Genomic DNA, 21,012 nt, shown 5'->3' with positions numbered 1-21,012 from the left:
ACTGGCAGTCGCTCAAACATCTGCTGCGCTATGACCCKGATCAGATCCAGTTACTTTAYGTGCCCCCCCCCCGTKGGMCSCTTTTCTASGAGMCTGCKGASCCCCGCSGTGTCACCMAAACAGCCCCCCGCCGCTGGGATTACAAACATCAGGTTCTGGCGGTAAAGCGAGTGCCCGCCTGGCGGGTGTTTCTCTGGTTCAAATTGATCGAAGTTTGTATGCAGGCCCGCCCCAAGGCATTGGGCCGGTTGCTCTTTCATCGTGACGCAGATTTCCGTCATGCCATGCGCTGGTATACGAAAATGGGCCGCCGGGTTTGGTTTCACGAAGTGGCCGAGTTCATTGGCAATACGCGATGGGTGAAATCTGGGCCCAGTCTTCGCGAGTTTTTAGGCCATTCATTGGCTGATACTGAATACGCGTTGGATAAGCGTAAAACCAAGCCTGTACAGCGGGTAGATACCGTCGAAGAGAAGAGCGTAATTATCAAGTCGTTTTAGCAATCGCTCGGCATGGCAGTTTGTAACGGCAACTAGCGGCTTTATTCGCCTACCGGCCTGGCTATTTGTGCCTGCTAAAACGCTTATAAAAAACCACCCACGCCATCAGCGGATAACAAAAGTAATGCAGGCCAAAGATCGCCAACCCCATCGGGCTGGGATCGTCCTGCAGCGCCATCATTGCCAACAGACCCAGATAGAGCAGGGCCAGGATGCCGCCATACAACGCGAGCAGACGACGGCGTTCGCCTTGCAGGGGCGCGCGGCGGTTGCGCCAGGAGAACCACAGGGTCATGCCGGCGGCCACCAGGGCGGCGATAAGCACCGTGGTAAATATCCCGCCAAGTTTGACGAAGGTGCGCAGCAGCAGGTTGAGCACGACAACCGCCACTACGCCGCCAAGGGCCAGGCGGGTAACCGGGACGCTGCTGGGGCTGGGCGAGTTCATCGGCTGCGCTCCTGGTGGTGGGTGATTAGAGGGTGCGGTTGAGGCCGAAGCGTTTCTTTAATACCGCTTCGAGCAGACGTTTAGGCACCAGGGCCGCCAGCAGCGGCATGCTGCGGCTGCCATTGCCCAGGCGCACCAGGTTTGGCCGGGGTTTGCTTTGCACGGCGGCCAGCAGGTTGCGGGCAAAGTGGCTGGTGGGGGTGGGGTTGTCCTGCGAGGCGTTGGCGCGAGCGCGGATGCCGTCGCGGATCGGCCACCAGGGCGAGGCTTCGTCGATCAGCTGTTCGGCCTGCTGGCTGGCATTGGCGCCGAAGCTGGAGGCAATCGCGCCGGGCTGTACTTCCATCACGTCGATAGAGAAGGGTGCGAGTTCCAGGCGCAGGGCATCGGTCAGGGCATGCACGGCGGCCTTGGAGGCGCAGTAGGCGCCGGCGAACGGGGTGACCAGCACGCCGGATACGCTGCCGATATTTACCACCAGGCCCTTGTTCTGCCGCAGCAGCGGGAACAACGCGCGGGTTACGCCGATCAGCGAAAACACGTTGGTTTCAAATTGCTTGCGCATGGCTTCAACGCCGCCATCGAGCAACGGGCCCATGGCGCCGTAGCCGGCGTTGTTGATCAGCACGTCGAGGCCGCCGATCTCAGTCTTCAGGCGTTCGGCCAATTGGCCCAGGGCCAGGCCATCGTTGACGTCCAGCTGCACCGCGTGGAACCCGGCGGCGCTCAGGTCGGCGAGGTCTTCGGCTTTGCGCGCTGTGGCCCAGACCTGATAACCGGCCTGCTGGAACACCTCGGCCAGGGCGCGGCCAATGCCGCTGGAACATCCGGTGATCAGTGCGCTGGGCTGGGTCATGCAGGCTTCCTTGTTGTTGTGAATGGGGCTTAACGGCTGAAACTGCCGTGCAAACGCTCGGCGCGAAACTCCAGGCTGCTGGCGCGGTAGCCGCTGCGCAGGGTGGGTAGCGGCAGGCAGGTTTGCCAGTCGGCGCCGGGCAGCAATTCGCCTGGGCCACTGTAGCGCGGGGTTTCATACAGGCGCTCGGCCAGGTTGATGCTGTCGCCCGGGCGGTAGGCGGCGATCTGCCAATTCAGCTCAAGCAGTGCGGCTTCGCTGCCGTTCTTCAGGTTCAGGGCCAAGGGACGGTCCGCCGGGCAGCTGTCCGGGGCGTAGTCGAGGCGTAATTCGAGGTGGGCCAGGTGGCGGTTCTCGCGGCTTTCCTGCCAGAGCACCCAACTGGCGACCAGGCCCAGGCCGATCAGCGCGCCGAGGGAGATCGGCAGGGCCTTGCTCGGGTAGCGGATCAGCAGGATCAGCCAGCTCAGTAGGAGAATTGCGCCGAATAGCATGGGGAAAGATGGCCTTGGTCGATAAACAGGCGTTCATCCTACACAAGGCCGGGCGGCGGGGTACATGCTTTGGCCCGCCAGCCCCTGTGCAGGGCTGGCGGTTGTGCGTCAGCTGGTGGCGCGGCTGAGGGTGGCGGTTTGAGTGCGGCCATAGACATCATCCAGGCGTTTGATGTCGTCTTCGCCCAGGTAACTGCCGGATTGCACCTCGATGATTTCCAGGGGGATCTTGCCGGGGTTGCTCAGGCGATGCACCGAGGTCATGGGAATGTAGGTGGACTGGTTTTCGGTGAGCAGGAACACCTTGTCATCGCAGGTCACCTCGGCCGTGCCGGAGACCACGATCCAGTGTTCGGCGCGGTGGTGGTGCATCTGCAGCGAGAGGGTGGCGCCGGGGTTGACCGAGATATGTTTGACCTGGAAGCGCCCGCCCATGTCCACCGAGTCATAGGAGCCCCATGGGCGATAGACCTGGCAGTGGTTCTGGGTTTCGCTGCGGCCCGCAGCGTCGAGCTGGTTGACCATGGCTTTGACGTCCTGCACGCGGTCCTTGTGCACGATCATGGTGGCGTCCTTGGTTTCCACCACGACGATATTGTCCACGCCGATGACTGAGACCAGTTTGCCGTTGCCGTGCACCAGGCAGTTGTGGCTGTCGTGCACCACCACATCGCCGGATATCACGTTGCCTTGCGCGTCCTTGGGGTGCACGTCCCAGATCGATGACCAGCTGCCCACATCGTTCCAGCCGGCATTCAGCGGCACTACGCAGGCCCGCTGGGTTTTCTCCATTACCGTGTAGTCGATCGAGTTGTCCGGGCAGCAGGCGAAGGTGGCGGCATCGATATTCACCGTATCACCGTCAATCTGGCTGCGTTCCAGGGCCAGCAGGCAGGTGTCGTAGATATCGGCGTCGTGCTTTTTCAGCTCTTCGAGGTAACGGCTGGCGCGGAACAGGAAGATGCCGCTGTTCCAGTAGTAATCGCCGCTGTCGACGAATTCCTGGGCGCGGGCGGCGTTGGGTTTTTCGATGAAGCGCTGCACGCGGATCGCCCCCAGCGGCAGAGTGGCGTCGGCCACTGACTTGATATATCCGTAACCGGTTTCCGGGCGGCTGGCGGGGATGCCGAAGAGCACCAGTTCGCCAATTTCCGCAGCCTGTGCAGCCACGTATAGGGCGGCCTCGAAAGCCTCCTGGTCTTCCAGCACATGATCGGCGGGGAGTACCAGCAGCAGCTCGTCACGGCCTTCGGCGATCAGCTTCATCGCGGCGATGGCCACGGCCGGCGCGGTGTTGCGACCGAAGGGCTCAAGCAGGATGGCCTGGGTCTCGAGCTTTTGCTGCTTGAGCTGTTCCTGGACGATAAAGCGGTGTTCCTGGTTGCACACCAGCACCGGTGCCTGCACGCCGTCGAAGCGCAAGCGCTTGATGGTCTGCTGGAACAGCGTGTCGGTGCCGGTGAGGGCGAGAAACTGCTTGGGATAATGCTTGCGCGAAAGCGGCCAGAGTCTGGAACCGCTGCCGCCTGAGAGGATTACCGGGATCATAGTGTGAGCTCCATTAATATCCGTTTAAGGCTGTACCCCGCCGGCCGGCGCAACGGATGTAGCGCAGGTCGAAAATGCTTAGGGGTGATGCTCAAGGCAGTTGCTCGGCAAATAGCTGGGTGATGTCGCCCCCAAGCCGATAGGTCGTTAAGGGTTGCAGGGAGCGGCGCCAGGCTTCGGTGGCCGGCGAGCAGGTGTACAGCGCGCAGTAGGGCTCCAGCCAGGCGAAGCGGCTGTTGTCCTGCAGGTCATCCAGGGTTTGTGGGTAACCGGCTTTGGCGCTGAATAGCTGGGGTTGTTTGAGGCCTGCTTCCAGGCGCTGCGCCAGGCGCTGCAAGGCACCCTCGTTAGCACCACGCAGATCAAGCTGATTGGCCTGGGCGAAGGCCGCGACCATCAGCAATGGGCCCATGGCGTAGTTGTGGTAGGCCAGGGCGCGGGTTTGCCGCGACAGTTCCAGGGGCAGGTAGCCTTGTTCGTCGACCTGGCTCATGCCCTGACTGTATTGGCTGACGGACCAGTCGAAGAGGTCGCGACGGTTGAGCACCACGGCGCTGGCCATCACCGACCAGGCGGCCCAGTACTGATGATTGTTACGCCGATCCATGGGTTGGGCGTTCCAGTCCAGCACCACCTGGTCGGCCAGTTTGCCCAGCCATTTTTCGATGGTGCGCGCCTCGCTGGAGTACTGCTCAAGCGGTTGCGAACGGGAGAACTTCAGCCGCAGATAGGCCCCGGCAACACTGCCCAGCGCCCATTTTCGTACCGATTTGCCGGTGTGGTTATACGAGGTGCTGAGCAGCGCGTCGGCCTCGGCCCAGTCGTTCAACCAGCTGATGACGCAGGCCAGATCGTCCGGCTGGCCTTTGTCCAGGTAGCGGCCAATCAGCTTGTTTACGCCGTTTTCCAGCAGGCGCACGTTATCGGTCAGCTCGCGGTAGCGTTGCGCGGCCTTGGGGTTGACCTGGTCGCGGGCGGCATCGGAGCCGGCATATTTGCTGGGGAATTGCAGCTTGCCGGTGTAAGGCTTGGGCGCGGCGACGCATTCACGTGGCTTGCCTTGCGCCTCGGCCACGGCGCGGAAATAGCCGGGCGGCGGCAGCAGGTCGGCACCGTTGTTACCGGCTCCCGAGCAACCGGTCAGCAACAGCATCAGCGCCGCGCCGCTGGCGATGCTGGCGCGGAGAAACTGTGCTGGCGGAAAGGCTGCTTTGCTCTGCTGCATAGTCAGTTGTCCAGCTGCGGGCTTTTCACCCAGGTCGAAACCAGGTTGCTGCCGCTACCCGTGACGTACAGGCACACCAACTCGCCGCGCTCGAGCACCAGGGGCGCGAGATCACTGACCTTGTTGTCCCCGGCGAACAGCGCCAGACGGACCTTGAGCGGGTTGATTTCACGCTCGCCGCTGGCCTTGCCGGCCACCTGGGTGATCACCTCGGTTTTGCCGTCTGCGGTTTTCAGGGTGAGCGGGCTGTCCGAGAGGTTCTGCAGGCGCAGCAGGGCTTTCTGCTTGCCGGCGAACGGTGGCTCCTCGCGCAGTTGCAGCTGGCCGCCGGGCATTTGCACCAGGGTGTAGTACTGGTTGCTGTCGAGTTTCACCGGCAGGGCCTTGGTTCCGGTGCTGGCGTTGTAGCTGCCGGCCGGGAGGAAGCGGAACTCACTGCTGTCGTGGGCGCCGATATCGTTGAGGCTGAGGTTGCCGACAGTCACATCGATATCGGCTGTATCGGCATTGAAGGCGCGCACGAAGGCCGACCCAGGCGGTGCGCTGGGCGCGTACAGAGCCGCTTCATCGGCCTGGGCAGCGCCGGCCAGCACGCTGAGCAGCAGGGCGGTGAGGGTGCGACGGTAAGGGAGGGTATGCAGCTTCATGGGGTTTCTCCTTGCTTGCGGATTTCTTGCTTGCGGATTTGGGTGGTCATTGCGCGGCGCCGTTGGCGCTGGTCGCGAGATGCGCCAGGCGCGGTGCGCCGCCGCTGTCCTTGGCCTGCTGCAAACGCTGCAGCCAGGCAGCATCGAAGCTGGATAGATCGCTGGGCAGCAGCAGGTAGCGCTCTGGGAATTCCCAGATCACCAGACGCAGCCCGGCGTTTTGCGCTGGGTCGCTTTGCAGCAGGCGCAGCATCGGCACCAGGGGGCCGTGGCCGTCTTCGGCGAAATTCAGCAGATCGCTGCCGAGGGCCTGTTTCAGCGCGCCGGCAAAATTCCATTTCGGGTTGGCGCTGTAGCTGGTGCCCACCAGGGCCAGGCTCGGTGGCTGTTCATCGAACAGGGCGGCGGCGCTGCTGTCGTCCTGGCCGTCGGCGAGGGCGGTCTGGCGTTGTTGCAGCGGCTCGCTAGGCGGTTGCAGGCCGGCGAAGTAGGGCTCCAGAGGCAGGAAGCTGAGCAAGTCGCCCTTGTGCGTCTGGGTTTTCCCCGGTGCGGTAACAAAGCGCTCCTCACCCGGTTGTAGGCTGCCGCGCTCGAACAGATAAGCGGCCAGGCTTTGCGCCGCCACTTCAGCGCCGTAGGGGGTCCAGTGGGTGTCGGTGCGCAGGAAGATCGGCGCCTGCAGCTTGGCCTGACGCCAGACCGGCAGCAGATCGGGGCCGGGGAGGCTTTCGTCTTGCATGCGCGCGAGTGCCTGCGAGTAGAGCTGGCTGTGTGCGGCCACCGGCTGCGCGCGACCCAGTTGCTCGGGGTACAGGCGGGCCTTGGCTGGCAACAGCAGCAACACCAGTTCGATGTCGCGGCGCTTGAGCTCGGCCTGCACGGCTTCGATCAGCGCCCAGTTGTCCTGCACCTGGCGCGGTTGCGTGGCGGGCTTGAATTCCTCATCGGTAAACAGCCAATCACCACGGCCTACTACTACGCCGGGACGACCTTCTTCGAACAGGCTGTAGTCGATGGCGGCCCATAGATTGGTACCGAAGGCCTTGAGCGAGAAGGCCTGGTCGTAGTGCTTCTCGAAGGACTGCGCCAGCTTGCCGTTGAGCACCGGGGTGTCCTTGGCCGCCGAGAAACTCAGCAGCGCCGGCAGCGAGCTCAAGGCCAAGCCCAGCATGAGCAGGATAAAGGCCAGGCTGTAGACGATAGTGGCGGTTCTGTTCACGTCGCCTCCTCAGAATTGGAAGTAAAGAAATGGCGAGAAACTCTGCGCCGAGAGTTTCAGTACCGAGAGCAGGAACAGCAGCAGCAGGCCCATGCGCAGCGCCAGTGCGCGGTAATCCAGCGCCGCGATGCCACTGCTGTCTTGCACCTGACCGAGGCTGCTGAGGCTCGCGCTGAACTTGCCTGGAGTGCCGGGGTAGAACTGGCGCAGGCCAAACCAGGCCATCGCCACGTAAGCCAGGATCAGGGTGGTGACCTGCATGCTGGTGAGTTGCGCGCTATTGAGTTCCGACAGGCGCCAGGCGCTGCTGCTCAATAGGTCGGGGCTGAACATGGCGCTGTACATACGCCAGGCGATGTCGAGGTTTTCCGCGCGGAAGATCACCCAGCCGAGCACCACCAGGAAGAAGGTAAAGGCCCACTTCAGCGGGTTGAGCACCTTGGGCGCAGCGTCGACATTGAACAGCCGCTCGATGGCCAGCCACATGCCGTGCCAGGCGCCCCAGATCAGGAAGGTCCAGTTGGCGCCGTGCCAGAAACCGCCCAGCAGCATGGTCAGAAACAGGTTGCGGTAGGTCTGCAGCGTGCTGCCACGGTTGCCGCCCATGCTGATGTAGAGGTAATCGCGCAGCCAGGTGGACAGGCTGATATGCCAGCGTCGCCAGAACTCGGTGATCGACTGGCTGATATAGGGCTGGCGGAAGTTCTCCATAAAGCGAAAGCCCATCATCAGGCCCAGACCGATGGCCATGTCGCTGTAGCCGGAGAAGTCGAAATACAGCTGTGCGGTATAGGCCAGGGCGCCGAGCCAGGCATCGCCGGTGCTGGGGTTGGCCAGGGCGAAGCAACGGTCAGCGATGGGCGCCAGGGTGTCGGCGATAAACACCTTTTTGACGAAGCCCTGCATAAAGCGGCTGGCGCCTTCGCTGAACTTGTCGTAGCTGTGCGTGCGGTCGCTGAACTGGTCGACCAGGTCCTTGTAGCGCAGCACCGGCCCGGCGATCAGCTGGGGGAACAGGGCGATAAAGGCGGCGAAGTCGATGGGGTGAGTAGTGGCCTCGACGTCGCCGCGATACACGTCGATCAGGTAACTGAGCGACTGGAAAATATAGAAGGAAATACCGATCGGCAGCAGCACCGACGTCAGAACGAAGGGTTCAAAACCCATGCCCTGCAGCGCGGTGTTGATATTCGCCACGCCGAAGTTGGCGTACTTGAAATAGCCCAGTACCCCGAGGTTGCCCACCACCCCCAACAACATCCATTGCTGGGCGCGGCGTGTGCGTACCCCGGCGTTGCCGATGCGCAGGCCCAGCCAGTAGTTGAAGGCGGTTACGCCGATAAACAGGACGAGGAAGTCCACCCGCCACCAGGCATAGAAGGCATAGCTGGCGAGCAGCAACAGCAGGTTGCGGTACCGGTTGGCGCACAGGTAATACAGGCCGAGAAACAGCGGCAGAAACAGAAACAGAAACACGTTTGAGGAAAAAACCATGGCGCTGCGCTCTCCTTGAGTGGGCGCCGGCCTGATTACTCAGGGCCGGCGGCGGGCCTCGACGCTAGTCGACGAGCGCGGTCTGGTTGGCGGCCTGACGCGAGCAGAGGCTGGCCTCGACCTTGAGCCCGGCGGGCATATCTGCCGGTACGTCGATCTCCATCGCCAGCAGGGTCTGCCCGGCCCATTCGGGGTCATCACGCAGGCCGAAAACAAAGCGGCCGTCGGGCTCTACCTGCTGGTTGCGGGAAATAAGCAGCTTGTCTTTGGAGCCGCTCATGTACCAAAGCGAGCCACGCAGCTCCATGACGTTGGGTTGGCTGAACTGGATATCCACCAGGTAGTCCTCGCTGCGCAGTGGCAGGTCGCCGCTGTTGATCAGCACCTCGTTGAGCCCAGGTCGCAGGGCGACTTTGCTGGTCAGGGCGGCGGGGGTGGCGCGACAGCCGTCGGCCAGCATCGGCATGATCTGGCGGTAGAACAACGGCATGGAGATGTCGTAGTAGCTGGTGATTTCCCAGATCAGGATCTTCGGCGGGTTGTCCTGGAAATCCTGGCTGCCGAGGTACTGCAGCATGGCGCTGTGAAAACCGCCGCCACTGATCGAGCGGTTATCCACATCCACGGCGGCTTTCTCCTTGAGGAAGCCGTTGAAGTTGTATTGCGGGGCGCTGAAGCTGGTGCCGGCGAGGATGACTTCGGCGACTTCGGCGTCACCGAACAGGTCGCTGCTTTCTTCCTTGGGTTCGGTGACGAAGCGGGTGACGAACTGGTTGGCGTAGTTGTAGCCGCAGATCTTGCCGAAGGCCTGGTTCAGCGAGCCGATCTTGTTGTTCTGGCCCTCGCCACGGGTGACAAACTCCTTGCGCGGGATTTTCTTGAACACCGAGGACTTGCGCAGCTCATCGGCCACCAAACCGGCGGTGAACTCGGCGCCGTGAGGGGTCCAGTGGTGATCGCGCTTGAAGAAGAACGGCTGCTCGTCGCTGCCGTGCTCCTCCAGCAGTGGCGTCAGGTCCGGCACCTTGATGCCAATGCTGCGCATCCGCTCCACCACCTGCAGGTAGTTAGTCTTGGCTTTTTGCAGGTCGTAGCCCTGGCGCACCTCCGGGCTGAGCATGTCCGCATTGATCATGCCGCGGGTCGGGATGTACACCACCATCAGCTCGACGCCACGCTTGGCCAGGCCATCGCGCAGGTCCTGCAGGTGCTTGTAGCCGTCGTCGGTGGTGCCCATCTGGGTCATCAGGTCGGTGCGGGTGCGGAACAGCCAGTCCTCCTGGCCTTGCACCAGTTTGTTGAACTCGTTCATGTCGCCGTCGTAGGTGGCGTCTTCCAGGGCCTGCGGGCAGATGTTGCAGCACGGCTCGATGGTGTAGGTCGGTGGCTCGGCCGCCTGGGCGCTGTTGAGCAGGCCCATGGCGAGGCCAAGGACGGCCAGGGTGGCGCTGGGTTTGATGATCGCTAAGCGGGTCATTGGGTGGTCCTCAATTATCACGTTGTGCCAACTTGGCCGCGGGCACGACCAGCACCGCTTTGTTCTGCCGCACCATCAGGTCGAGGATCTGGTTCTTGCCCTCGGCCAATGCGCCGAACATGCCGACGCCGCTGGGTTTGCTCGGCATGAGCATTTCCAGGCGGTAGAGCTTCACGCTCAGGGGCGCGACCACTGAAATGGCCCCGGACTGGTTGCCGACCAGGCGGCCGCCGACCACTTCCAGGGACAGCTTCATTTCGAAGGGGTCGAGCTGCAGGTCGCGGTCGGTGCCGTTGAGGTCTTTGATATGGCCGTAGATGCCGAGTAGGCCGTTGGCCATAGCGATGTTTTCGTAGAGGCCGACGTTCTGGCTGTTGCGCACGCGGATGCCGTGGCGGCCGTTGTTAAAGGCGCGGTTACCCCACAGCAGGTTGTCGCCGCTTTCGTAGATGGTGATGCCGTCGGATTTGTTGCCGTAGGTCTCGTTGTAGGCGATCACGTTGTTTTGACTGATGCGGTCGATGACGATGCCGGACAGCTCGTTGTCGTAGCTGCGGTTGTTGAAGATCCAGCTGTCGTTGACCTCGCGCGAGATGATGATGCCGTGCTTCTGCACCGTGCCGTAGGCGGTGTTCTCGGCAATGATCAGGCGCCGCGAACGGTCGTGCGGGTCGATGCCGTAGACCAGGTTGTTGCGGTAGGTATTGCCCAGCAGCACCACGTCGTCGGCCTCATAGCAGTAGAAGCCGTACCACATGTCATCGAACATCGAGTTGATCAGCCAGCCGGTGGGGTGGGCACGCTGCATGATCGGGTGCATGGCCGGGCTGTACTGCGAGATGGACACGCCGTAGGACTTGCTCGCGGTGTAGCCGAGGCTGGAAATCACGCTGTTGACGATGTAGGTCTCAGTGCCGCCCCAGGAGTTGAGGAAGGGGCGGAACTGGCCTTTCTTCTCGAACCAGTCCTGCTGGTTGTCCTTTTCGCGCCAGGCAGTCAGGCGGCTGTCGGTGATAAACAGCTTGCCGTCGTTGATCAGGAACGCGCCGTGGTCGCTGGACAGGCGCAGGTCCTTGGTGTGTTTGTCGATATGCAGGGTCGCACCCGGGTTGACCAGTATCGGCCGGCGCGCGAGAAACACCCCAGGGGCGGTCTGCTCGAAGTACTTGGCCGGCAGCTGGCGGGCCAGGTCAGCGGGGGTCACATAGCCGCCTTCGATGACGATGACCTGGGGCATCTCGCCTTGGCGTTTGACCCACACGCGCAGGCGTTCATCACCGCCGGTGAATTCGATCAGCGGGTTGAGCCCGATCATGCGCTGCATGCCCGCTTTGCCTGCGGGTTTGCTCTGGATCTTGGCGTTCACCGCTTCGGCGCTATAGGGCGTCAGATCGGGTAATTGCGGCGCGGCCTGCAGCAGCGCCTCCACCGGCGTGGCGGATATTTCATAGCTCTGCAGGGCCGGGGTGGCAGCCTGCAGTGCCTGCGAGCCAACCAGGCCGCTGAGCAGGGTCAGCACCAGGCCAAGGGTGTTTCTTGCGCTATTGCTATGTAGATACATGCTCTTCACCTCCTGGATCCGCTTCATGCTGTTCAGTAGCGCCACACGAAATCGACGACGGCGCGGTACATGCTCGGGTCGCTGTTGCTGGCGAAGGCATCACCGGGGAAGAACACCCCACCGCGAAAACGCACCAGCGCCGATTTGGCACCCAGCCAGCCCAACTGCGGCGGCATCTGGCCCTGGTTGAAGTAGCGGGTGAGCACCAGGTCGACTTCCTGGCCGAGGTCTTTTTCCCCAGGCAGCAGATCGGCCTGCAGGCCGTTGGCGCTGTCTTGGTCGGCGTCCACGCGCCAGAAGCGGTGGTAGACCAGGCTGGCGTCGTAGTTCTCGTCGACGATCAAACCGGCAAACAGGCTGACCGCCTGCAGGTTGTTCAGCTCGCCGCGGTAGGCTTCGCCGAAGCGGTTGAGGGCGGAATTGGTGCCGGTGAAGGTGGAGCGGTTGCTTTGCAGATCGGTTTGCAGGAATTGCTTGGAATCGCTGCCATTGCTGCTGACGCCGCCGCTGGTGCGGCTGTAGGTGCTGCCGATGCGCCAGTGCTCATCGATATTCCAGCGCAGGCCGAGGTCGACGGCCCAGGCGTCGAGGTCCTGGCTGTCCTGACCGGTCACCAGGCGTTGGTCGCCGACAGTCGCGCTGCGCAGGCTGTCGACTTCACCCGTGAGCATGGTGGCGCTGGCCCAGTAGCTGACTGGCGACTGCGGGCGTGAGCCGTAGAAATCGCCGTTGAGTTCGGCGCCGAGCCAGGTCAGCTTGCCGCTGTAGGTCTTGCTCAGCAGGTCGAGCTGCTCGCCGTTGCTGGCCAGGCTGCCGCTGTCATCGCTGTGGTGCAGTTTCAGCCCGGCCCAGTGGCCCGGCAGCCATTGGTAGTTGATATCGGCCAGCAGGTGCAGGCGCTCTTCGTCCTGGGGCGCCAGGTCGTCGAGGTCGGTGCGGTAGTCGCTGAAGCGTTGCGCGATCCCGGCATGGGCGGTCAGCAGGGTGGTGTCGAAGTTCCAGCGCAGCGCTTCGATATTGCTGTCCCACCACAGGCCGTCGGCGCTGCGCAGTTTCTGCCGGCCAAGGCGCAAGGATTCGCCGGGGTAGGCGGTGAGGCCGCTGTAGTCGACCCAGAATTCGTGCAGGGCGAGGAACTTGTCGTCGCGGGTGCGCGCATCGTTGGGATCGAAGGTGGTGGATTCGCTGGGGTTGGACTCGATCACATCTGTTGCAAGAAACGCCTCGCCCAGCAGGTAGGCGCTCCAGCTGCCGCTCAGGCCATAAACCCAGGGCCGCACGCTGATACCGGCGCCATTGAAGTCGCCACCGTCACGGGTGCCCAGGTCCTGGTCATCCAGGGCTTGGGCGGTGAGTTTCATATTCACCCCGCTGGACAAGCCAGGCGGCAGGGGCGCGGCGATCAGCAGCGGGCTGCCGAGCAGGCTGGCCGCGAACAGCATTAAAGCCGGAGTGTGTTTGTGTGGGGTCATAGCGATTTCTGCCTCGAGACTGCGGCGTGGCTTAGGCTGAACGGTTGCGCGCCACGGGCTTCGAGCTCGCGGGCGAGCAAGACCTGGGCCTGAGTTTTTTCGGCGGGTTGCAGTTGGCTGGCCAGGCGCTCCACGAGCACCTGGCCATAGGCCAGACCGTGCTGCTGGGCGAGCAGGGCGAAGCTGTAGGCGTAGACCCGGTTGATCTTCACGCCACGGCCATCGGCGAACAGCTGGGCCAAGGCCAGGTCGGCCGTCACGTCACCGCGGCGAGCAGCGAGCAGCAGGTGCTCCAGGCTCTTTTGCGGATCGATTTCGCCCAACTGGCCGCTGGCGTACAGCTTGCCGAGGGTTAAATGCGCCTTCGGTTGATCGACAGCGGCCTGCAGCAGGTAGCGCTCGGCGGCCTGTGGGTCGGCGGGTAGCTCGCGGCCCTTGATCAGCAGTTGCCCCAGGAGTAACCCGGCCCGCGTCGAGCCGGCGTCCACACCCTGTTGCAGGTAAGCGCGCAGCGCTTGCTCATCGCCCAGCTCGGGATTGCGCACGAGCAATTCACCGAGGCTGTGCCAGGCGTCCGGGTAGACCTCGGTGATGCTCAGGTACAGGCTTTCTGCGCTTTTCGGCGCGGGCTGGCCCAGGCTGCTGTCGGCCAATACCTTAGCCACGGCCTGGATGCGCTCGGGCGGTAGCAGGGCGCGCTGGTAGTCGCTTTGCAGGCGTTCCAGCAAGGCTTGCTGTTTGTCCTGATTACCCTGGATCTGATAGATGCTGGCCAGTTCGACATAGCACTCGCTGACCTGGGCCAACCAGCGTTCGCAGGTGGCCTGGATTTCCTCGAGGTGCTGGTTGTAGTCGCCACGGGCGCGGTACAGCTGGATCTTGCCCAGTTGCGCCTCGCCAATGCCCTGGTTTTGCCACTGCGTCAGTTGCGCCTCCAGCGCCGGATCCTTGAGCTGCTGCGGGTCTTGCAGCTGCACGCGCACCCAGGGCAACAGCGCGCTGTTGTCGCCGTCGGCCATGGCCTGGCGCAGCAGGCGCGTGGCCTCGGCACGTTCTTCTGGGCTGTTCGGCGTCTTGCTGGCCAGCCATTTGCCCAGGCGCGGCGCGGCCAGCGGCGATTGCCCCAGGGCCTGGCGATAGAGCGCCTCGCCCTGGGCCTGCTGCTGCGCCGATGCGCTGCGAATCAGCACATCGGCCAGGCCGATCTGCGCCTCGACATAGCCGAGCTCGGCGAGCGGGCGAAAGTTCGCCTCCGCCGCGCTCAGGTCGCCGCCGGCCTTGGCCTGCTTGGCCAGGTCCAGATCGGGCAGGCTGCCGGCGCAACCCGTCAGCAGACTTAGGCCGATCAGGGGGCCAAGCAGGGGGCCGGTTAAGGCCGCGCGCTTCATTTACCGATCGCCACGGTGGTGGTGCTCCACAGACCACCCAGCGGCTGGATGCGCACATCCACCGGGCGCTTGGACAGGGCGATGTCCAGGGCTTCGGTTGGGGTGATGATCACCCGGATATCCGAGGCCAGGCCGCCATCCTGCAACACCATGCTGCTGATGGTGCCGCTGCGTGGGCTGTGTTCGCCGCCGACCAGAAAGGTCACTTCGGTGCCCGGTTGCAGTTCATCGAAGGCGCGGTAAGGGAAGCGCGCTTCGACACTGGCGACGCTGTCCACCGGGGCCAAGGTGAACACCGCAGTACCTTTGCTGGCCAGTTGGCCGTCACCCACCAGTTGCGCTACCACTTTGCAATCGCATGGGCTGGTCAGGGTGCCCTGGACGCTCTTGCTAAACAGCCGCTCGAGGTTTTCCGTGGTCATCTCGCTTTCCGGCAGCACGCCCTTCAGCGCATCGAGCATGCTCGCCGAGTAGGTGGCGATAGGCGCGCCCTTGCTGACTACGGTGCCTACTTCCACCAGGCTCTGCAGGGTGCCCTCACGTGGCATCGACACGGGTTGGCCGAGGGTGCTGACCTGGGCCGAGTCGGCATGGGTGATGAAGTAGATGTCGTACAGCTGATAGAGCACGTAGCTGCAGGCGGCCACGCCAATCAGGAACACCAGCAGGCTGATGCCCATGGCCTTGATCCGTGAGAACAGGCCGCCACCGCCTTCACTCGTGCGGCTGCGCGCCTTGGTGAAGTTCTCCCGCTGCAGGGTGTTGAGCAGGTCGCCGACGTTAATCAGCTCACCGCTCATAAAGCCGCTGAGGATGTGGCGCAGGGCCGAGACTTCGCGCGGACGCAGGTTATGAAATTCGCAGCCGACGCGGTTCTCACCGAGTGAGCGCACCTGGAAGTTGATCATCATGGAGAAGCCGATACCGTCGACCTCAAACAGCAGTTTGCCGTTGTAGTGCTTGCCTTCCACCAGTACGCCTTTGTTCGCCTCCAGGCTGAAACCGCCGGCGGACAGATCCAGCAGCGGCAGCTCCGTGGCTTTGCCTTCGGCGTTGAGGAAGCGCACCTTGGCCGGCAGTTTGAGCCGGGCGTGCTGGCGCTGGGCCTCGGCCTCATGCACCACATTGCTGTTGGTATTGCTGCTGTTTTTGATGCCGCTAACGGGGTTTACGACTGCGCTCATGATTATTTCCTTAGGTCATTAATGGTCGATCAGGGCTTAAGGTGCGGCGATGCCACGCTCGTGGCATTCACACCACCCACATCAAGGCAGCTACAAAAACGCTGGCGGCAGAGAAGGTCATGGTTCGTGACGACCAGGTGTTGAACCAGCGCTGAAAGCTCGCCAGATCCCGGTTGAGTTTGGTTTTTTGGCGGGTCCATGACTGCTGGTCGAGGCGGAAGAACACGTAGACCTTCACCATCGCGCCGATGATCTGGTTGTAATAAAGAATCAGCGGGTAGGCCGGGCCGATGCGGTGTCCGGAGGCCAGTAACAGCAGGGTCAGAATCAGGCGGGTCAGGCCGATCCAGACGATGTACAGCAGCATGTAGGCGAAGCCGTATTTGATGGTGGCGATGATCGCCACGCAGGGGCCGAGCAGGCTGGTCCACATCGATACGCGCTGGTCGAACAGCACCAGGCTGGTGAAGCCGCCCAGGCGATTGACACCCAGACGCAGGGCGCGGGCGTTCTGCCGCAGGTTGTTGCCGTACCAGCGGAACATCAATTTACGGCTGGCCTTGATAAAGCTCTTTTCCGGCGGGTGCTCGACCGTGTTGATCGCCGCATCCGGTACGTAGAAGGTGTCGTAGCCCAGGCGCATCAGGCTGTACCAGCTGGATTTGTCGTCGCCGGTGAGGAACTTGAAGTTACCCAGGCGCCAATGCTGCAAGTGGTCGCTTTCTACGTCGGCGATAAAGCCCGGATCGGTAATCACCTTGGCGCGGAACACCGACATGCGCCCGGTCAGGGTCAGCACGCGTTTGTTCAACGCCATCGAGCTCATGTTGATATGGCGCTGGGCGAAGCGCAGCTTGTGCCACTCGCTCATGATGTAGCTGCCGCGAACTTCGCAGTACTCGTTGGTGGTGAGGCCGCCGAGGTTGTCGAACAGCTGGAAGAACGGCGCGGTCTTGCGAATCACGCCGGGGCTGAGCACGGTGTCGCCGTCGATCACCGCAACCACCGCGCGTTCATCCGGCATGTGCCGGGAAATAGCGCGGAAGCCGTGGGCCAGGCCGTCACGCTTACCGGTGCCGGGAATACGCACGAAATCCAGTTTGACCTGGTCCGGTGGGTTGAGCCGGCCCCAGAGATTCTTGATCAGCAACTCATCGGACAGTTCGACGATGGAGCAGACCAGGGTGCAGGGGTAGCCGCAGTTGCTGGCCTCCTCAATCACCGAGCGGTAGACCTGGGCAGTGGTCAGCGCATCGATGCGAAAGCTGGTTACCAGCAGGTACACATGGGAGGGATCGGCAGCGCTGCCAAGTGCCTTGGCCTTGCGCCGGTAATGCGGAAAAACCACATAGAGAAACAGCATGCCGCGCACGTAATGCAGCGCGCCCATGGAGTAACGCCAGATGCCCACCACGCCGAGCAACAGGATGAAGTCGCGCGACTCAGGGGTGAAGACCGTCCGCGGTAGGGCCAGTGCCAGTGCCATCAGCACCGTCAGGTATAACAGCCAGCCGCTGGCCTGGCTAAGGCTCGCTTTGAGCTTGTCCATGTGCATGTCCATATTCAGATGTGCGGGTTAGCGCCTGGGCGCGGCACTGACCTTGTGGTGCTGTGCCCAGGTGCTGCTGCAACCGTGGTTACGGCCTCGGGTTTACCAGCAGATGCCTTCGGCACCGGCGCGGGAAACCGTCGGCATAAAGCCCACCAGGTCGACCACTTGCTTACCTGCCAGGGCATGATTGGCAATGCTTGCGAAGTGCTCGTCGCCGTTGCCGAGGACGATGATGTCGGCCTTGGCCACTACCGCGTCGAAGTCGCTATTGAGCAACGAGGAGATATGCGGAATCTTCGATTCGATGTACTCCTTGTTGGCGCCGTAAACCCGCGCATATTCGACATTGCGGTCGAAGATGCTCAGCTCGTAACCTTTGCCGATCAGCATCTCGGCCAGCTCTACCAGCGGGCTTTCGCGCAGGTCATCGGTGCCGGCCTTGAAGCTCAAACCGAGCAGGGCGACTTTGCGTTTGTCGTAGCCGGCAATGATGTCGAAGGCGTTTTGCACCTGCACCGTGTTGCTGCGCATCAGTGAGCCGATCAGCGGCGCTTCGACGTCCAGAGAACTGGCGCGGTAGGACAGGGCGCGCACGTCTTTCGGCAGGCAGGAGCCGCCGAAGGCGAAGCCGGGCTTCATGTAGTAGCGGGACAGGTTGAGTTTGTGGTCCTGGCAGATCACGTCCATCACTTCGCGGCCGTCTACGCCGACAGCCTTGGAGATATTGCCGATCTCGTTGGCGAAGGTGACCTTGGCGGCGTGCCAGACGTTGCAGGTGTACTTGATCATTTCGGCGACATCGATGGCCTTGCGGATCACCGGTGCGTCGAGTTCGCGGTAGATGCTTTCCAGCAAATCACCGGACGCGGTGTCCAGCTCGCCGATCACGGTCATGGGCGGGAAGTCGTAGTCCTTGATCGCTGTGCTTTCGCGGAGGAACTCGGGGTTGACCGCGACGCCGAAATCGACCCCGGCTTTCTTGCCTGAGCACTCTTCGAGGATCGGGATCACCACATTCTTCACCGTGCCTGGGAGCACGGTGCTGCGCACCACCACGGTATGCCGGGCGCTCTTGTCGCGGATGGCCAGGCCGATTTCGCGGCACACGCCTTCGATGTAGTTGAGCGACAGATCGCCGTTCTTCTTGCTCGGCGTACCGACACAAATAAACGACATTTCGCTATCGCGCACCGCCGCTGCTACATCGGTGGTGCCACGCAGGCGCCCCGTGGTTTTACCCAGTTGCAGCAACTCTTCCAGGCCCGGTTCAACAATAGGCGACTTGCCATTGTTAATAAGGTCTATCTTGGTGGAAGAGATATCCACGCCAATAACATCATGGCCTCGAGCTGACAGGCAGCCTGCGCAAACAGCACCGACATAACCTAAACCGAAAATACTGATTCGCATCGCACTTACCTCGTCCATGTATTACGAAATTTAAGCGTGGCTATATGCCACTGCTATTTTTTGAGTGCATTGCAAAATGCACGAATGTATTAATCCGGGCATGAAAAAGTAGGCACTAAATAAGAGGTGCAGAGTTGGGGCTTATATAAAGCATGCCCTTTTTTACGTTTGGCTGATCACCGCGCGGGGCTCTGGCTCAGTGTTTCTGCTGGATCGCGTCTAGGTAACCTATTCCTTTAAGTGCCATAAGACTTTTGCTGGAGTAAGTGCAGTCGCGCAGATACTTATCTGCTCAGTAACTTGCAACTGTTCTTCACGCCTCTGAGGCGGTGAAGAAATCGCTTACATGGGTCTGAGTGCCCGGCGTTTCTTATAGTTCCGGTTGTCACCGAACTTTTTAACAGAATATGTCTGGCGCCATAAATACGACGGCGCACATTAATGGCGTGTCGGCGATAAAGGAGGGTTGTTGCGGTTGAGGGGGTTAAAAAGTTTAACGAAATCAGGCGGGTGGCCAATTAATAGCGCGTCAAACAGTCGCGATAATTAATTGGCGTCAATAATTGGTGGTTCGCAAGTGAAGAATAAATTTTCGCTGCCGAGCACTATTGCTCGGCATGCTCACGCAAGAAAACCAGTTTGCTGGGGGTGGACTGGGCGCTTGAGTAGGCGTAGCCCTCGTAGGTGAAGTCCTTGAGGCCGGCCGGGTTGGTCAGACGCTCCTTGATCATATAGCGTGCCATCAGACCGCGGGCTTTTTTCGCGTAGAAGCTGATGATCTTGTACTGGCCGTTCTTCAGGTCCTTGAATTCGGTGTCGATGATCTGCGCATTCAACGCCTTGCGTTTCACCGCGCTGAAGTATTCGTTGGACGCCAGATTGAGCAGCACCTCGTCGCCCTGGGCCGCCAGCGCCTCATTCAGCCAGCCACTGATGCGCTCGCCCCAGAAGTCATAGAGGTTATTGCCACGCGGGTTGGCCAGCTTGGTGCCCATTTCCAGGCGGTAGGGCTGCATCAGATCTAGCGGGCGCAGCACGCCGTACAGGCCGGAGAGCATGCGCAGGTGTGTTTGCGCGAAATCGAAGTCGGCCTCGCTGAAATCCTCGGCGTTAAGCCCGGTGTACACATCGCCCTTGAACGCCAGCAGCGCCTGCTTGGCGTTGGACGGATTGAACGGCCGCTCCCAGCTGCCGAAACGCGCGGCATTGAGGCCGGCGAGTTTGTCCGACAGGTGCATCAGTTCGGCGATCTGCGCTGGAGTGAAGTCGCGCAGCTGCTGGATCAGGTCCTGCGCGTGGTCGAGGTGTTCGGGCTGAGTAAAACGCGGGGTCGCAGGCGGGGTGTCGTAATCGAGGGTCTTGGCCGGGGAAATCACCATCAACATAAGCTGTGCTCCTAAAAGTCTGCGGCGATTCTAGAAGCTGCTGGCGCTTGAGACTACCTATAAGGGCGATTGAGGCGCTTGACCCAGGGGCCGCCACGGGGTTGTAGTCTGCCCAGGTCGAACTCTCAAGGAGCTGTCATGACCGCTTGCAACCATTCGCGCTGGGAGCCATCCCACGACTACCGCCCGCTGGAAACCACCGCCGAACGTCAGGCTTGGCGTGTTGCCGCGCTGACCGGGGTGACCATGCTGGTAGAAATTGTCGCCGGCTATGCGTTCAACTCCATGGCCTTGCTCGCCGATGGCTGGCACATGGCCTCGCATATGCTCGCCATCGGCCTGACGGCGCTGGCTTACCTGCTGGCGCGGCGCTACGCCAACGACCCGCGTTTTGCTTTTGGCACCTGGAAGGTTGAGGTGCTGGCGGGCTTTGCCAGCTCACTGATGTTGCTGGTCGTGGTGGCGATGCTGGCGTTCGAGTCCTTCTGGCGTTTGTTGCAGCCTCAGGTAATCGCCTTCGAGATGGCCCTGTGGGTGGCGGTGATCGGCTTGCTGGTCAACCTGGTCTCCGCCTGGTTACTACGCGATAGCCATGATCACGGTCATGCTCACGGCCATAGCCACGCCGGCGCGCATGATCGTGTCGACCACGACCACGACCACGACCACGACCACACAGCGCCAGCGGCGGGAAAGGACCTTAATCGCCACGCCGCTTTTATCCATGTGCTGGCCGATGCGTTGACCTCGGTGGCGGCCATCGTCGCCTTGCTCGGCGGCTTGCTGCTGGGCTGGGATTGGCTCGATCCGCTGATGGGCGTGATCGGCGCGGTAATTATCGCGGTATGGGCCAAGGGCCTGCTGATCGAAACCGGCAAGGTGCTGCTCGATCGCGAGATGGACAGCCCGGTGGTCGAGCGCGTGCGCACTGCCTTGGCCCAGGAGGCGGACACTGAACTGGCCGATCTGCATCTATGGCGCGTTGGCCGGGCGCAGTTCGCCTGCATCGTCAGCGTGGTAACCCATGGCGACGGTTCTGCGGATCGCTACAAGGCGCGGCTGGCGGGGATTGCGGAGCTGGTGCATGTGACCGTGGAGGTCAATCGCTGTGCCGATGTGCACGGGGTGGAGCGGGGGTGAATGGAAAAATCT

The 21,012-nt window shown here is 62.0% G+C and carries 18 protein-coding genes; 2 read left to right on the top strand and 16 right to left on the bottom strand.

Annotation, left to right across the window (positions count from 1 at the left end; all coding sequences use genetic code 11):
• The first annotated feature begins 218 nt into the window (after positions 1-218).
• Complete coding sequence (locus ACQ4LH_RS16510) at positions 219-500, top strand: hypothetical protein (RefSeq protein WP_430698158.1); 282 nt, start codon at positions 219-221, stop codon at positions 498-500.
• A gap of 61 nt (positions 501-561) precedes the next feature.
• Here the strand turns inward: ACQ4LH_RS16510 and ACQ4LH_RS16505 are convergent, their stop codons facing one another.
• The 16 genes from ACQ4LH_RS16505 to yaaA form a co-directional block, all read right to left on the bottom strand.
• Positions 562-948: a hypothetical protein gene (locus ACQ4LH_RS16505; protein WP_430698157.1), complete on the bottom strand. Its 387-nt coding sequence runs from the start codon at positions 946-948 to the stop codon at positions 562-564.
• Between the two features lie 25 nt (positions 949-973).
• The gene (locus tag ACQ4LH_RS16500) at positions 974-1,804 is read right to left on the bottom strand and encodes an SDR family oxidoreductase (RefSeq protein ID WP_430698156.1); all 831 of its coding nucleotides are present in this window, start codon (positions 1,802-1,804) and stop codon (positions 974-976) included.
• Between the two features lie 29 nt (positions 1,805-1,833).
• Positions 1,834-2,298 carry a multidrug transporter gene (locus ACQ4LH_RS16495; protein WP_430698155.1) on the bottom strand — a complete coding sequence of 155 codons (465 nt, stop codon included), beginning with the start codon at positions 2,296-2,298 and terminating at the stop codon, positions 1,834-1,836.
• Positions 2,299-2,406: 108 nt separating this feature from the next.
• Positions 2,407-3,846: a mannose-1-phosphate guanylyltransferase/mannose-6-phosphate isomerase gene (locus ACQ4LH_RS16490; protein WP_430698153.1), complete on the bottom strand. Its 1,440-nt coding sequence runs from the start codon at positions 3,844-3,846 to the stop codon at positions 2,407-2,409.
• Between the two features lie 91 nt (positions 3,847-3,937).
• Positions 3,938-5,071 carry a mannuronate-specific alginate lyase gene (locus ACQ4LH_RS16485; protein WP_430698152.1) on the bottom strand — a complete coding sequence of 378 codons (1,134 nt, stop codon included), beginning with the start codon at positions 5,069-5,071 and terminating at the stop codon, positions 3,938-3,940.
• Between the two features lie 2 nt (positions 5,072-5,073).
• Positions 5,074-5,718 carry an alginate O-acetyltransferase AlgF gene (locus ACQ4LH_RS16480; RefSeq protein WP_430698151.1) on the bottom strand — a complete coding sequence of 215 codons (645 nt, stop codon included), beginning with the start codon at positions 5,716-5,718 and terminating at the stop codon, positions 5,074-5,076.
• A 46-nt stretch (positions 5,719-5,764) separates the two neighbouring features.
• The gene (locus ACQ4LH_RS16475; protein WP_430698149.1) at positions 5,765-6,937 is read right to left on the bottom strand and encodes an alginate O-acetyltransferase; all 1,173 of its coding nucleotides are present in this window, start codon (positions 6,935-6,937) and stop codon (positions 5,765-5,767) included.
• A 9-nt stretch (positions 6,938-6,946) separates the two neighbouring features.
• A complete protein-coding gene (locus ACQ4LH_RS16470) occupies positions 6,947-8,431 on the bottom strand; it encodes an MBOAT family O-acyltransferase (protein ID WP_430698148.1) in 1,485 nt (494 codons plus the stop codon).
• Between the two features lie 64 nt (positions 8,432-8,495).
• Positions 8,496-9,908, bottom strand: coding sequence for an alginate O-acetyltransferase (locus tag ACQ4LH_RS16465; protein WP_430698146.1), 1,413 nt, complete (start codon positions 9,906-9,908; stop codon positions 8,496-8,498).
• A 10-nt stretch (positions 9,909-9,918) separates the two neighbouring features.
• Complete coding sequence (algG, locus tag ACQ4LH_RS16460; protein WP_430698145.1) at positions 9,919-11,469, bottom strand: mannuronan 5-epimerase AlgG; 1,551 nt, start codon at positions 11,467-11,469, stop codon at positions 9,919-9,921.
• Between the two features lie 32 nt (positions 11,470-11,501).
• Positions 11,502-12,941 carry an alginate export family protein gene (locus ACQ4LH_RS16455; protein WP_430698144.1) on the bottom strand — a complete coding sequence of 480 codons (1,440 nt, stop codon included), beginning with the start codon at positions 12,939-12,941 and terminating at the stop codon, positions 11,502-11,504.
• On the bottom strand, positions 12,938-14,329 hold the full coding sequence (locus ACQ4LH_RS16450) for an alginate biosynthesis protein AlgK (RefSeq protein ID WP_430698143.1): 1,392 nt from the start codon (positions 14,327-14,329) through the stop codon (positions 12,938-12,940). The genes ACQ4LH_RS16455 and ACQ4LH_RS16450 overlap by 4 nt, the downstream gene beginning before the upstream one ends.
• A complete protein-coding gene (locus tag ACQ4LH_RS16445) occupies positions 14,326-15,513 on the bottom strand; it encodes a PilZ domain-containing protein (protein ID WP_430698142.1) in 1,188 nt (395 codons plus the stop codon). Before ACQ4LH_RS16445 ends, ACQ4LH_RS16450 begins: the two co-directional genes overlap by 4 nt.
• A gap of 67 nt (positions 15,514-15,580) precedes the next feature.
• The gene (locus ACQ4LH_RS16440) at positions 15,581-17,062 is read right to left on the bottom strand and encodes a glycosyltransferase family 2 protein (RefSeq protein ID WP_430698141.1); all 1,482 of its coding nucleotides are present in this window, start codon (positions 17,060-17,062) and stop codon (positions 15,581-15,583) included.
• Positions 17,063-17,164: 102 nt separating this feature from the next.
• Positions 17,165-18,475, bottom strand: a complete 1,311-nt coding sequence (algD, locus tag ACQ4LH_RS16435) for a GDP-mannose 6-dehydrogenase (RefSeq protein WP_430698140.1) — start codon at positions 18,473-18,475, stop codon at positions 17,165-17,167.
• Positions 18,476-19,080: 605 nt separating this feature from the next.
• Positions 19,081-19,860 (bottom strand): peroxide stress protein YaaA, encoded by a 780-nt coding sequence (yaaA, locus tag ACQ4LH_RS16430; protein ID WP_430698138.1) that lies wholly within the window; start codon positions 19,858-19,860, stop codon positions 19,081-19,083.
• Between the two features lie 138 nt (positions 19,861-19,998).
• Here yaaA and dmeF point away from each other — a divergent pair, with 138 nt between their 5' ends.
• Positions 19,999-21,000, top strand: coding sequence for a CDF family Co(II)/Ni(II) efflux transporter DmeF (gene dmeF / locus ACQ4LH_RS16425; protein ID WP_430698137.1), 1,002 nt, complete (start codon positions 19,999-20,001; stop codon positions 20,998-21,000).
• Positions 21,001-21,012 lie beyond the last annotated feature (12 nt).

The sequence above is a fragment of the Pseudomonas peli genome (assembly GCF_050563605.1).
Taxonomy (GTDB): domain Bacteria; phylum Pseudomonadota; class Gammaproteobacteria; order Pseudomonadales; family Pseudomonadaceae; genus Aquipseudomonas; species Aquipseudomonas peli_A.
This window is presented reverse-complemented; position numbering and strand designations above follow the sequence as displayed.